This window comes from Dyella acidiphila (assembly GCF_014863405.1).
GTDB classification, from domain to species: domain Bacteria; phylum Pseudomonadota; class Gammaproteobacteria; order Xanthomonadales; family Rhodanobacteraceae; genus Dyella_B; species Dyella_B acidiphila.
Genome location: NZ_JACZZA010000009.1, coordinates 35,837 through 48,917 on the forward strand (window position 1 = coordinate 35,837; position 13,081 = coordinate 48,917).

Consider the following 13,081-nt stretch of genomic DNA (forward strand, 5'->3'; position numbering starts at 1 on the left):
GGCTCTCAAAGCTCGGGCTGGAACGGCTCCGCGTGCTCCGGCGCATCGGGGTCGAGCAGCAGGCGTACGCGCAGTTCGGCCTGGTCGAGGGCCTGCTGGCAGTGGCGATACAGGCCGATGCCGCGTTCGAAGGCGCTCAGCGACTCATCCAGACTCATCTCGCCGCCTTCCATGCGCGCGACCAGTTGCTCGAGTTCGTCCAGCGACTGCTCGAAATCGGCGACGGGTGCGGTGGCTGCGGGGGCGGAAGTGGGTTTGGCCATGGGCCGCAACGCTAACGCAGGGCCGGGGCGGAATCAATCATCGTCACAATTCAATGTGATGCAGCGTCAGGATAGGCCACCGCCGCGCCGTCATGACTATCGGCAGGCTTGATTTCGATATATCGAAATACTATTGTGCGACCATCCTCAAAACCGCGCGAACCGATGGATCTGGTTCGCTCATGGAGTTCTTCGTGACCAATCCTTCATCCTCGCCCGCCGCTGCATCCGGTGGCATGGGCTTTTCCGGCTATCAGAAATTCGTGGTGGGCGTGCTGGCATTCCTGCAGTTCACCATCGTGCTGGATTTCATGCTGCTGGCGCCGCTGGGCGCGATCGTCATTCCGGCGCTGAAGATCACGCCAGGCCAGTTCGGCGACGTGGTTTCGGCGTATGCCTTTGCGGCCGGCGTATCGGGCATTCTCGCGGCAGGTTTCGCCGATCGCTTCGACCGGAAGAAACTGCTGCTGTTTTTCTACAGCGGCTTCATGCTCGGCACGCTGTGCTGCGCATTGGCGCATACCTATAACGAGCTGCTGCTGGCACGCATGGTGACCGGCCTGTTTGCCGGCGTGGTGGGCGCCGCCTCGATGGCGATCGTCACCGATCTGTTCCCGATGGCGATGCGCGGCCGCGTGATGGGCTTTATCCAGTCCGCGTTCGCCGCCAGTACGGTGCTGGGCTTGCCGCTCAGTCTGGCACTGTCTAGCCGCTGGAACTGGAACGCGCCGTTTTTCATGATCGTGGTGGTGTGCACGCTGGTTGGCGCAGCCATCTTCAGCCGCCTGCGGCCGGTGAATGCACACCTGACCCTGCATCCGGATCGCAATCCGGTGCATCACTTGCGACAGACGTTGACCACGCGTTCCTACCTGATCGGCTACATCACCACCGCCATGCTCACCATGGGCGGTTTTCTGCTGATGCCGTATTCCACCTTGTTCATCGTGCACAACGTGGGCATTCCGGTGGAGCAGTTGTCGCTGGTGTATCTGATTACCGGCACGGTGTCGGCGATCATGGGGCCGCTGATCGGCCGGGCCAGCGATACCTTCGGCAAGTTCCGCGTGTTTGCCTTTGGCTGTGCGGCGACGATCGTGATGGTGCTGGTTTATACGCGCATGTCGCATGTGGGCTTGTGGGTACTGATCGTGATCAGCGCCTTGCTGCAGATCGGTATTTTCTCGCGCATGATTTCATCTTCGGCCTTGATGTCGGCGTTGCCGAAGCCGGCTGATCGTGGTGCGTATATGTCGATCAGTTCGTCGCTGCAGCAGATGTCGGGCGGGATTGCGGCGATGCTTGGCGGGCTGGTGGTGAAGGAGGCGGCGGATGGGCGGCTGCTGCACTTCGAGGTGCTGGGCGATGTGCTGGTGTGTACGACGCTGCTGTCGTTTGTGTTGATGTTTTTTGTCAATCGGCGGGTGTCGGCTGCTGCGGTGCCGGTGTTGCCGGGCAATGCTGGGCAGGAGTCGTGAGCGCTGTGCTCGCGTAGGTTGGATGTCTGTTCCCTCCTTTGACCTGGCGTGCATGTCGCGTTGATCTGTGCGATTGCCTGCGGCGCTTTCGGCCCCTGCGGGCTCGAGAGAAAGTAACCAAAGAGAAGGGCACCCCGAGGGAGCGCTTGATGGGCGTCCTGCCCATCAAGTGCGTGAAGGATGGGAGGGGCTTTTCGACAGCACATCCTGTGCTGACGAAAAGGCATGGGCGTCGTGCCCATGCCCCCTGCGGGGCCTTGTCCTCCCACCCTTCACCGCTCCCTAGGGGCCCCGGGTAGAGCGGCGCGCCATCCTGGCGCGCACTCTGTGACGGCGCGTTGCGCCGGTAAAGGCGTGGAGCTCTTCGCATGCGTGATCGAGTGCGCAAGGCACGCTCTGCCCCCTCTCCCCTGCGGGGAGAGGGGGCACTCTTGCGATGAAGACGATGCGAGGCATGTAGGTTGGGTTAGCGCAGCGTAACCCAACAAAATCCGCACCCACGCCGCACATTTCAATGCTTGCGCACATGCATTTGCTGCGCTTCCCGGACCAAGTTCGGGATGGTCCAGCCTACGTGGCTGCAATCCAGCGCGGACGCGTACCGATCTGACCAAAGATCACCTCAGCCCGCTCGCTAAGCCAACGATCGCCAACGGCAATCAATGCATCGCCTTCATAAATCAACGGACAATCAGCACGCTGCCACGGCGGAACAGCACCAGCCTGAAACAACGCACGCAGTTCGCGGGTATATCGATCGCCAGCGGGCTTGATGCGTTCACCGCCGCGGCGTGGACGAACGGTCAGCGTCATTGGCAGCTGCGCAGCAGGTTCCAATTGGAGCCGGCCGCCCCCTGGCAGCATCAGCGTTTCACCCTGCCAACGCAGATCGCCGGGCCATTCGGCAGTGGCCCGGGGCGCCAATGCCCATAGGCGATGTTTCCACACGTGCACTTCAGCACCGGGCCACTGGATGCAGGGCAGTTGGCCATCCTGCGCGACGCATTGGCGTTCGATCTGCTGGCGTTGCGCGGTGGTCGGCGCGGTCAGTCCCTGGGTGTGCAGCCAATGGGCGAGCAGAGGTTCGCGCAAGGCGGCGGGGAGGGCGAGCCAGCTGCGTGCGTCGAGGCTGTTGCTGCTGTCGTCGCGCAAGGTTTCGTAGGCGGCGAGCCAATCCTGCTGCAAGGTATCGGCCGCCTTGCGGCAGAGCATCGCGCTATGCGCGATGGAGATGGCCGCTTGCGGCCAGTGCGATTGCAGGCGCGGCATGATCTCGTGCCGCAGCTGGTTGCGCGCCAGCTGGCGATCGTCGTTGGAGGGATCGTGGATGCACGGCAGTGCGTGCGCGGTCACGTAGTCGCGCAGCACCTGTCGGGGCAGTGCGAGTAAGGGGCGCCAGACGATGCCGTGGCCGAGCGGACGTTCGGTGCGCATGCCGCCCAGGCCTTCCGGCCCCGCGCCGCGCAGCAATTTCATCAGCACGGTTTCTGCCTGGTCGTCCTGGTGATGGCCGAAGATCAGCCGTTCGCCAGTATGTAGATGCGCGGCGAAGGCGCCGTAGCGTGCGTGTCGTGCGGCGGCTTCCAGGCCGATGCCGGCTGCGCGGTCGACTTTCACAGTGTGCACGTCGCAGGGAAGCCCCAGCGTGGCGCAGAAGGCGCGGCAATGCGCAGCCCAGCGTGCGCTGTCTGCATGCAGGCCGTGATCGATATGCATGGCGCGCAGGCCGCGTGCCTGCGCCGCCGGCAATTGGGCGAGGGCGTGCAGCAGGGCGGTGGAGTCGGGGCCGCCGCTGTAGGCGACGCAGAGTGTTCCGTGCGGCTGGGTGTACAGGGCTTGCCGCAAGGTATCGAGCAAGGCGGCGTGGTCAGTCACGTGCTGCCGGCTTCCTCTTGTTGCGCACGTAGATTGCCCTGGGCCGGCCATCGCCGGGGCTGCGCCGGTCCAGTTCGAACAGCTTGATCGCGTCGATCAGTTCGCTCAGCTTGGCATAGCCGTAGCTGCGCGAGTCGAAGTCCGGCCGCTGCTTGGTGATGATGGAGCCGACGCCGCCCAGGCCGGCCCAGCCTTCGTCGTCGTCATCGGACGAGGATTCGATGGCATTGCGCAGCAAGTTGATCAGGCCGCTGTCCTGTTTCAGCTGCGCAGTGGTACGCGGTTTCAACGGCTGTTCTTCGTCGAGTTTGGTGACGAGGTTTTCGGTGTAGATGAATTTGTCGCAGGCGGCGACGAAGGGCTCGGGCGTCTTGCGTTCGCCCAGGCCGTAGACGATCAGTCCGGATTCGCGGATGCGTGCGGCCAGGCGGGTGAAGTCGCTGTCGCTGGAGACGATGCAGAAGCCATCGAAGCGGCCCGAATAAAGCAGATCCATCGCGTCGATGATCATGGCCGAATCGGTGGCGTTCTTGCCGCTGGTATAGCCGAATTGCTGGATCGGCTGGATCGACTGCATCAGCAGCTGGTCTTTCCAGCCTTTCAGATGGTTGCTGGTCCAGTCGCCATAGGCGCGCTTGACGTGCGCGGTGCCGTACTTGGCTACTTCGGCGAGCAGGCCGTCGGCGATGCCGGGTTGTGCATTGTCCGCATCGATCAGCACGGCGAGCTTGGTGGCATGGTTGTTGGCCATGGATGCGGCTCCCGGTGAGGTTGGCTGGATGGTATCGCTAATCGGCGCTATTTAGTGTGCGGCCTCGAAGACCTGCAGGCGGCGTTCCAGTTCCCATTGCGCGCTGGCCTTGGCGCTGTGTTCGAGCAGCTGGCGGCAGGCGGCAGTGAGGTGATCGCTGCCCGGCAACGGGTCCCGGCATGCGGCCGATGCCCACAGGCTGTCGCCGGGCAGGAAGCTGTAGCTGAGGCTGTTGCGTGCCATCTGCTTGAGCGTGGGATAGTCGAGCGCGAAATCTTCCGCGGCACGCACGTATTCGTGCGTGAGGTCGATGCGCGACACACCTTCGTCGTCGGTGGACAGCGCTACCGGCACGTGGTGCTTGAGGTACATCGGCAGGGGATGATCGGCTTTCTGGATGCCGAGGATCACGTCGTTGCTGGTGAGGTTGATTTCCACCAGCACGTGGCGCGCAGCCAGTTCGTCCAGCAGTGCTTCGGGACGATCCTCATACATCACGTCCACGCCGTGCCCGATGCGCTCGGCATGGCCGATGTCCACCGCCTCGCGGATGTGGAAACGCAGCCCATCCGGCGGCACCAGGCCTGGCGCCAGTTCGCCGGCGTGCAGGCTGATATGCACCTTGGGATAGTGCTGGTGCAGGTAATCGAGCATGTGCATCTGCAGGCTGTAGTCGCGCATGGACAGATAGCCGTCTTCGGGCATCACGAAATTGATGCCGACCCAGCGTGCATCGACCGAGGCCAGTTCGAAGCCAAGCAAGGTCTGCGCGAAGACGCGTTCGGGCGCCGCGCCGCGCAATACCTGGTACAGGAAGCGGATCTGCACCTTGCACGCAGCATCGGCCTGCGCGCTATCGCAATGCTGCTGGCGCTTGCGCTCGGCCAGGGCGCTGGTGAGCAACTGTTCGTCGGCGGCGATTTCGTCTTTCAATCCGTGCGCCAGCAATTGCCGGCGCAAAGCATCGAAATCGTTTTGCCAGCCCAGCGTGCGCGCGAGTTCTGCTGCATGCGCAAAGGGCGGCGTCACCATCAGTTCCAGGTATTGCTCGTTCTGTGTACTGGCGCGCGCACTGACTTCGTTGAGCCAGTCGCCCATGTGCTGCTGCGGGCTGATGTTGTCGAAGCGGCCAAAGGTGTCGAAGAACTGGTCGTGGCCGGAGCGCCCCGCCGAAGGCACGAAGCTGCGCATGGAAAACGCATCGACCAGTGCATCGTAAAAATGCTGGTCTTTGAGCGCATCTGCCGCGGGACGTTGTCCCGCACCGCAGTTCGGTGCGCTGGCTGCGTGCTTTTCCAGCAAGCTGGAGGTGGCGATGTCTACGCACAGTCCGTCGGCGGCAGCCTGCGCAATCCACGATTCGGCATATACCGCGCCGCTGAGATGGTTATGCAGGTCGCCGCCCTTGGGCATGCCGGCCAGGAACGCGTGCAGTGCAAGCGGCCCTTGCTGGCGCGCGGCTTCGAAGGCCTGCGCGGTGCGCACTTCGGCGGAGCCGGCCTGCACTGCGGCGGCCTGGGCCGCCGCGTGCGTGGCACAAACCAGGGCCGCGCCGGCGAGGGCGCGACGCAAAAGGGAGCGAGCCTGCATGGAAGAACCGCGTCAGTGAGATGTCGGGCGATTCTTCAGCAAAACGTGGAATGCCGCCAGTTATTCGTGGAAGGCGCCGTAGCCGCGCAGGCGGCGATAGCGCAGTTCCAGCAACTCGTTGGCGGGGACGGCTTGGAGCTTGTCCAGCTCGTTGAGCAGCACGGCCTTCAGGCGCACCGCCATCGCATGCGGATTGCGATGCGCGCCGCCCAGCGGCTCGCGCACCACCTTGTCGATCAGGCCCAGCTCCAGCAGGCGCGGGGCGGTCATGCCCAGCGCTTCGGCGGCATCCTTGGTTTTCTCGCCGCTCTTCCACAGGATCGAGGCGCAGCCCTCGGGCGTGATCACCGAGTAAGTGGAGTACTGCAGCATCACCGTGCGGTCGCCCACGCCGATCGCCAGTGCGCCGCCGGAGCCGCCTTCGCCGATCACGGTGCAGATGATCGGGGTTTTCAGTTCGGCCATTTCCAGCAGGTTGCGCGCAATGGCTTCGCTCTGGCCGCGTTCTTCCGCGCCGACGCCCGGGTAGGCACCCATGGTGTCGATGAAGGTGAACAGCGGCAGCTTGAAACGTTCGGCCATCTTCATCAGCCGCAGCGCCTTGCGATAACCCTCCGGGCGCGGCATGCCGAAGTTGCGCTTGAGCTTGCCCTTGGTATCGCGCGCCTTCTGGTGGCCGATGATCATCACCGGCCGCCCGTTGATGCGGCCCAGGCCGCCGACAATGGCGCCGTCATCGGCAAACGCGCGGTCGCCGGCCAGCTCGTGGAACTCCTCGCAGATCACGCTGATGTAGTCGAGCGTGTACGGGCGCGCCGGGTGGCGCGACAGCTGGGTGGTCTGCCAGGAATCCAGGTTGCGGAAGATGTCGGCGGTCTTGATCTTGAGCTTTTCGCGCAAGCGCCGGATCTCGTCGTCGATGTTGACCGACTGCCCGCTGCTCGCAAAGCGCAGCTCCTCGATCTTGGCTTCCAGATCGGCAATCGGCTGTTCGAAGTCGAGGAAATTGGGGTTCATTCCGGTCTTGGGATGGCACAGAAGCGGGGCAGTATACCGGGGGCGCTAAAAACGCGGAAACGGGGCCGTATGGGTGCTGTCGGGAGGGCCTGGGGCTAGTCGCCGCCCCCTGTTTTCACCAGCCTGACCCCCGCGGCGATCACACCGGGCATGCCGCGCACGGTCCGCAACAGCTCCGGAATGGCGTTGACATGCCATTCCTCGCCCAGCTCGAAATCGGCCTGCGCCTTGGCATTGTGATAACCGCTGAGGATGACACTGGCGCGACCGCCGCGATGCCCGGCCAGCGCCTGGCGGAATTGCGGGATGAAGTCGGCGCCGATGCCGTTCACCTTCACGCGCAGCAGGCGCGCGTAGCGGCGGCAGGCGTCGGCCAGGGTGTAGGCGCTGCGGGCGCGTACCTGGAAGCCGCCGCCGGAGAATTCGTCGATGCGCAGGCCGCCTTCCACCACCAGCATTTCGTCGCGCGTGAGCAGCGGCGCCACCTGCTGGTACAGCTCGCCGAAGAAGCTCACCTCGATGATGCCGCTGCCGTCTTCCAGGCGCACGAAGGCGTCGCTGTCGCCGCGCTTGCGCACGGCGGTGACCATGCCGGCGACGGTCCAGGGCGTATCGGGGCCGCGGCGGAAGCGGTTGCCGTCGTCGCCGTCGTTCTTGCGCGGGCGCGGCGGCTGGTAACGGTCGGCGATCTCACCCAGCGGGCACGTGGCGAGCTGGGCCAGTTCCTCGCGCCAGGGGTCGGTGGGGTGGCCGGAGAGGTAATGGCCGAGCGTCTCGCGCTCGCCCTGCAGCTTCTGCTCCAGCGGCCACTCCGGCGCGGTGGGCAGCTCGACCTGCACGACCGGGGCGACCGCCCCCATCATGGCGCCGAACATGTCGTTCTGGCCGGACTGGCGATCGCGCAGATGCTGCTCGGCTGCCTTCATCGCCCCCGGCAGCTGCAGCATCAGGCTGGCGCGGTTGGGCGCCAGCGCATCCAGCGCGCCGGACAGGATCAAGGCCTCCAGCACGCGGCGGTTGAGCTTGGTGCTGTCGACGCGGCGGCAGAAGTCGGCCAGGTCCTTGTAGGCGCCGCCGTTGCGGCGTTCGTCGGCGATCGCCTCGCAGGCACCCTGGCCCACGCCCTTGATCGCGCCCAGGCCGTAGCGGATTACCCGGGGCTCTACCGCGACGAACATGAATTCCGACGCGTTCACGTCGGGCGCCAGCACGGTCAGGCCGATCGCGCGCGATTCGTCGAGGAAGGTCACCGCCTTGTCGGTGTTGTCCATGTCCGACGAGATCGTCGCGGCCATGAATTCGGCGGGGTAGTGGGCCTTCAGCCAGGCGGTCTGATAGGAGACCAGCGCATACGCGGCGGCGTGCGACTTGTTGAAGCCGTAGCCGGCGAATTTTTCCATCAGGTCGAAGATGGAGTCGGCTTTTTCTCCGCTCAGTCCATCCTTGGCGGCGCCTTCGCGGAACTTGGCGCGCTCCTTGGCCATTTCCTCGAGTTTCTTCTTGCCCATCGCGCGGCGCAGCAGGTCGGCGCCGCCGAGCGAGTAGCCGCCGACGATCTGCGCCATCTGCATCACCTGCTCCTGGTAGACCATGATGCCGTAGGTCTCTTTCAGGATCGGCTCGACGCGCGGGTCGGGATATTCCACTTCCTCGCGCCCGTGCTTGCGCGCGACGAAGCTGGGGATCAGGTCCATCGGGCCGGGACGGTACAACGCCACCAGCGCGATGATGTCCTCGAAGCGGTCGGGCTTGGCGTCCTTCAGCATGCGCTGCATGCCGGAGGATTCGAGCTGGAACACGGCCACGGTCTGGGCGCGCTTGAGCAGCTCGTAGGATTCTTTGTCGTCCAGCGGTAGCGCGGCGATATCCAGCAGCGCTTCGTCGGTCTGGGCGCGACGTTCGTTGATCGCTTTCACCGCCCAGTCGATGATGGTGAGCGTGCGCAGGCCGAGGAAGTCGAACTTCACCAGGCCGACCGCTTCCACGTCGTCCTTGTCGTACTGCGTCACCACGCCGGCGCCGCCCGGTTCGCAGTACAGCGGGGCGAATTCGGTCAGCGGCTTGGGCCCGATCACCACGCCGCCGGCGTGTTTGCCGGCGTTGCGGGTCAGGCTTTCCAGCTTCAGCGCGAGGTCGATCAGCGTGCGTGCTTCTTCGTCCTGCGCGTAGAGATCGCAGAACTCCTTGACCACGCGATCGGGTTCTTTCTGCGCCTTCTCCGAACGGCCGAGCGCGCAGGACAAGGTGAGATCGAGCGGGCGCGGCGGAATCAGCTTGGCGATGCGGTCGACCGCGTTGTAGCCCATGCCCAGCACGCGACCGGAATCGCGCAGCACCGCCTTCGCCGCCATCGAACCATAGGTGATGATCTGGCTGACGTGATCGCGGCCGTATTTGCGCGCGACGTAGTCGATCACCTCGTCGCGGCGATCCATGCAGAAGTCGATGTCGAAGTCGGGCATCGACACACGTTCGGGATTGAGGAAGCGCTCGAACAGCAGGTTGAACTGCAGCGGATCCAGATCGGTGATCTTCAGCACCCAGGCTACCAGCGAGCCTGCGCCCGAGCCGCGGCCCGGACCCACCGGGATGCCGTTCTGCTTACCCCAGTTGATGAAGTCCGCCACGATCAGGAAGTAGCCGGGGAAGCCCATCTTGACGATCACGTCCAGCTCGCGTTCCAGGCGTGCTTCGTAATCGGCCAGCGTGTAGCCCTCGGCCAGCGGCGCACCGGCAAGGCGCTCCTTCAGGCCGTCGCGGGCAAGCTCGCGGATGTAGCTGGCCAGGTCATGGCCGTCGGGCACCGGGAAATTCGGCAGGTAATAGGTGCCGAAGTTCAGTTCCAGATTGCAGCGCTTGGCCAGTTCGACGGTGTTTTCCAGCGCTTCGGGAATATCCGCGAAGAGCGTGGCCATGTCTTCCGGCGTCTTCAGGTATTGCTGTTCGCTGTAGTCGCGCGGGCGCTTGGGATCGGCCAGCACGCGGCCTTGATGAATGCACACGCGTGCTTCATGTGCCTCGAAGTCTTCCTGCTTGAGGAAGCGCATGTCGTTGCTGGCAATGACCGGCAGATCCAGTTCGGTGGCCAGCAACAGTGCGGCGTTGTTCCAGGATTCCTCGCCCTCGCGACCGGTGCGGGTGAGCTCAAGGTAGAGGCGATCGGCAAACAGCTGCATCAGCGAGCGCAGGCGCGGTGTGGCCGCCTCGGTGCCCTGGTTGACGGCGCTGCGGGCCACCTCGCTTTCGCGTCCGAGCACGGCGATCAGGCCGGCGGTGGCGTCGGGCGTCAGCCACGCGGCTTCGGTAAGCGCGCGTCCGCCCTGCTGGCCTTCGCGCCAGGCGCGCGAAACCATGCGCGACAGATTCAGGTAGCCCTCGTGGTTCTGGCACAGCACGGTGAGACGCCAGGGGCGCGGATCATCCGGCGAGCTGATCCACAGGTCGCAGCCGCCGATCGGCTTGATGCCGGCCGCGCTGCACGCCTTGTAGAACTTCACCAGGGCGAACATGTTGCATTCGTCGGTGAGGGCGACCGCGGGCACGCCGGCCTGCACGCAGGCAGCCACCAGCGCCTTGATGCGGATGGTCGAGTCCACCAGCGAATATTCGCTGTGCAGATGCAGATGAGCGAAACGGAGGGACATGGCTCGCACGCGAAGCAATGGCCCAGCCTAGCGGGGCGGTCTGAAGCGGGCAAGAATTGACAAGCGCGGGGATCGGGGAACCGGAAACGGGGAACGCATGGGTTACGGCGAACTTAACGTTCGGCGCTCCGTTTTCCCGGTCCTGCGGCTGGCTAATGCACCCGGAACCGTTCCTCATCCACGGTCGGTTCAATGTAGTGCGACAGGCTCTCTACATTGAGAGGCTGCAGGTTGTAGTCGAGGTGTTTCAGTCCGATTTCAATTTTGCAGGACTGGGGTTCGCCGCTATCGGCAGCCGGTGTGGCGGCGGTCTGTTTGGGCGAGTTGGGGCGGCGGCGGAAAGGAAGCATCATGACACCCTCCAGTTCCGGTGCTCGAAGCCGGGCAGGCGTTCCGCGGCTAGTCACCGGACAGCTACGTTGGCGTCCTTGCGAGGCGGTCGTGGCGGCAGTGCATGCGGTCTGCCGCAGCGGCTTTCCGAATCCATTCCTATACCTGCTCTGATGCAGATGCAATAGGAAGCGTTGCATGGGTCGGAAGTCATCGCGCGTAATCGGATCTGCGGCGTGAAGCTGCCGTGACGCGCATGACCTGCACGCACTATCGGCACAGACTTCGCTAAAAAAGCCGACCCTGATCGAGCCATTCTTTTACCGGTGCAAAACTGCGCCGGTGCTGGCTGCATGGACCCAGTTGCTGCAACGCGGCCAGATGTGCGGGCGTGCCGTAGCCTTTGTGGGTGGCGAAACCGTAGCCTGGATGCAGCGCTTCCATCGCCACCATCAGGCGATCGCGGCTGACCTTGGCGAGGATCGACGCGGCGCTGATCGCCGGTTCCAGTGCATCGCCGCCGATGATGGCGCGGCCGGGGCAGGGCAACTGCTTGGGCACGTAGTTGCCGTCGATCAAGGCCTCCGTGGCGGCAGGCATCAGGCCGGCCACGGCGCGGCTCATACCGACCATGGTGGCCTGGAAAATATTCAGGCGATCGATTTCTTCGGTCTCGATCACCACCACGCAATGCGCCAGCGCGCGCTCCATGATCAGCGGATAAAGCCGCTCGCGCTTGGCTTCGCTGAGCTTTTTCGAATCGTCCAGGCCGTCGATCGGTTTGCGCGGATCCAGCACCACCGCAGCGACCACTACCGGGCCGGCCAGCGGCCCACGGCCGGCTTCATCGACACCGGCAATGCGCAGTTCCTCGATCGACGGCAGCGCAGCTTTGCGGCGGCGATCAGTGCTGGTCATGCGCCGTGCCGTTCAACAGATCCACGATCGCCGCGGCAGCATGATCGCCGGCGTGGCCATGCAGATTGCCACGCAGGGCATCGTGCAATTGCTCGAACGCCGCCACGATCGCGCCGCGCCGTTCGCTGTCGCGGAACAGCGTCAAGGTGGCTTCGGTCAATTTGGCGGCGGTGCAGTTGTCCTGCATCAGCTCGGGCACCAGCAGGGCGTCTTTGCCCATGCCGCAGGCGCGGGCCAGGATGTTCGGCAACGCGTATACATCCGTCTTGAGCATTTTCAGCATGCGCGCAATGCGATAGCTCAGCGGCGACACGCGATAGCCCACCACCATCGGCCGCTTGGCCAGCATCGCCTCCAGCGTGGCGGTGCCGGAGGCGAGCATCACCACATCGGCAGCGAGCATGGCATCGTGTGCGTGGCCGTCCAGCAGGATCGGCGCCATGTCGTCGTGCGGTCCGCGTGCAAGCAAGGTCTTGAGCGTGGCCAGGGCCCGCGAATTGGCCGCGGGGATCACCACGCGCAGGCCGGGCAGTGCGGCGCTGAGGCGTCGCGCTGCATCCAGGAACGGCACGGCCAGCCGCTCCAGCTCGGAATGGCGACTGCCCGGCAGCACCGCCAGCACCGGCACATCCAGCGGCAGCTGCAACGCGCGGCGTGCCGGGATGCGATCGGATACCAGCGGAAAGCGATCGGCCAGAGGATGGCCGACGAAGCGCGCATCGATGCCGTGTCGCGCATAGATCGGCGGCTCCATCGGGAACAGGCACAGCACGCGGCTGACGCTGGCGCCGATCTTGTCGGCGCGTTTTTCGCGCCAGGCCCAGATCGATGGACTGACGTAATGCACGGTCGGCAGACCGGCCTGCTTGATGCGCCGTTCGACGCCGAGATTGAAATCGGGAGCATCGATGCCGATCACCACCATCGGTTTTTCGGCGATGAGTCGGGCCACCAGTTCCTTGCGCAGCCGGAGCAGGCGCGGCAGGTGACTCACCACTTCGGCGAAACCGAACAGCGACAGCTCGCGCATGTCGTACCACGACACGAAGTCCTGCGCTTGCATGCGGCTGCCGCCGATGCCGGCGAAGCGGGCGTTCGGGTAGTGGCGGCGTAGTGCGGGGATCAGGTCGGCGCCGAGTTGGTCGCCGGATTCTTCGCCGGCGATGATGGCGATCAGGGGCCGGTGGTTGTCGTCATGCATGAGGACACCCCAAG

At 64.6% G+C, this 13,081-nt stretch carries 10 protein-coding genes; 1 reads left to right on the top strand and 9 read right to left on the bottom strand.

Annotation, left to right across the window (positions count from 1 at the left end; genetic code table 11):
- Positions 1 to 5: 5 nt before the first annotated feature.
- Positions 6 to 263 carry an exodeoxyribonuclease VII small subunit gene (locus tag IGX34_RS14640; RefSeq protein WP_192556465.1) on the bottom strand — a complete coding sequence of 86 codons (258 nt, stop codon included), beginning with the start codon at positions 261 to 263 and terminating at the stop codon, positions 6 to 8.
- Between the two features lie 194 nt (positions 264 to 457).
- On the opposite strand from IGX34_RS14640, the gene IGX34_RS14645 reads away from it, so the two are divergent.
- Positions 458 to 1,741, top strand: coding sequence for an MFS transporter (locus tag IGX34_RS14645; protein WP_338015478.1), 1,284 nt, complete (start codon positions 458 to 460; stop codon positions 1,739 to 1,741).
- A 570-nt stretch (positions 1,742 to 2,311) separates the two neighbouring features.
- Here IGX34_RS14645 and tilS read toward each other — a convergent pair.
- From tilS to lpxB, 8 genes are all read right to left on the bottom strand, one after another.
- Complete coding sequence (gene tilS, locus IGX34_RS14650) at positions 2,312 to 3,616, bottom strand: tRNA lysidine(34) synthetase TilS (RefSeq protein ID WP_338015479.1); 1,305 nt, start codon at positions 3,614 to 3,616, stop codon at positions 2,312 to 2,314.
- Positions 3,609 to 4,367, bottom strand: a complete 759-nt coding sequence (locus IGX34_RS14655; RefSeq protein ID WP_192556468.1) for an NYN domain-containing protein — start codon at positions 4,365 to 4,367, stop codon at positions 3,609 to 3,611. The genes tilS and IGX34_RS14655 overlap by 8 nt, the downstream gene beginning before the upstream one ends.
- 51 nt (positions 4,368 to 4,418) lie before the next feature.
- Entirely contained in the window at positions 4,419 to 5,939 is a 1,521-nt protein-coding gene (locus IGX34_RS14660) for an adenosine deaminase family protein (protein ID WP_225737485.1), read from the bottom strand.
- A gap of 78 nt (positions 5,940 to 6,017) precedes the next feature.
- Positions 6,018 to 6,974, bottom strand: coding sequence for an acetyl-CoA carboxylase carboxyltransferase subunit alpha (locus tag IGX34_RS14665; protein WP_192556470.1), 957 nt, complete (start codon positions 6,972 to 6,974; stop codon positions 6,018 to 6,020).
- Between the two features lie 95 nt (positions 6,975 to 7,069).
- Positions 7,070 to 10,618 (bottom strand): DNA polymerase III subunit alpha, encoded by a 3,549-nt coding sequence (dnaE, locus tag IGX34_RS14670; RefSeq protein WP_192556471.1) that lies wholly within the window; start codon positions 10,616 to 10,618, stop codon positions 7,070 to 7,072.
- 152 nt (positions 10,619 to 10,770) lie between these two features.
- Positions 10,771 to 10,971, bottom strand: a complete 201-nt coding sequence (locus IGX34_RS14675) for a hypothetical protein (RefSeq protein ID WP_192556472.1) — start codon at positions 10,969 to 10,971, stop codon at positions 10,771 to 10,773.
- A 265-nt stretch (positions 10,972 to 11,236) separates the two neighbouring features.
- Positions 11,237 to 11,866, bottom strand: coding sequence for a ribonuclease HII (rnhB, locus tag IGX34_RS14680; protein ID WP_192556473.1), 630 nt, complete (start codon positions 11,864 to 11,866; stop codon positions 11,237 to 11,239).
- The gene (gene lpxB / locus IGX34_RS14685) at positions 11,853 to 13,067 is read right to left on the bottom strand and encodes a lipid-A-disaccharide synthase (RefSeq protein WP_192556474.1); all 1,215 of its coding nucleotides are present in this window, start codon (positions 13,065 to 13,067) and stop codon (positions 11,853 to 11,855) included. The genes rnhB and lpxB overlap by 14 nt, the downstream gene beginning before the upstream one ends.
- Positions 13,068 to 13,081 lie beyond the last annotated feature (14 nt).

Excerpts from the sequence above, each read along its gene's own strand:
- IGX34_RS14655 (WP_192556468.1), bottom strand. The coding sequence starts at position 4,367 with ATGGCCAACAACCATGCCACCAAGCTCGCCGTGCTGATCGATGCGGAC.
- IGX34_RS14675 (WP_192556472.1), bottom strand. The coding sequence starts at position 10,971 with ATGATGCTTCCTTTCCGCCGCCGCCCCAACTCGCCCAAACAGACCGCC.
- IGX34_RS14640 (WP_192556465.1), bottom strand. The coding sequence starts at position 263 with ATGGCCAAACCCACTTCCGCCCCCGCAGCCACCGCACCCGTCGCCGAT.
- IGX34_RS14665 (WP_192556470.1), bottom strand. The coding sequence starts at position 6,974 with ATGAACCCCAATTTCCTCGACTTCGAACAGCCGATTGCCGATCTGGAA.
- lpxB (WP_192556474.1), bottom strand. The coding sequence starts at position 13,067 with ATGCATGACGACAACCACCGGCCCCTGATCGCCATCATCGCCGGCGAA.
- rnhB (WP_192556473.1), bottom strand. The coding sequence starts at position 11,866 with ATGACCAGCACTGATCGCCGCCGCAAAGCTGCGCTGCCGTCGATCGAG.
- dnaE (WP_192556471.1), bottom strand. The coding sequence starts at position 10,618 with ATGTCCCTCCGTTTCGCTCATCTGCATCTGCACAGCGAATATTCGCTG.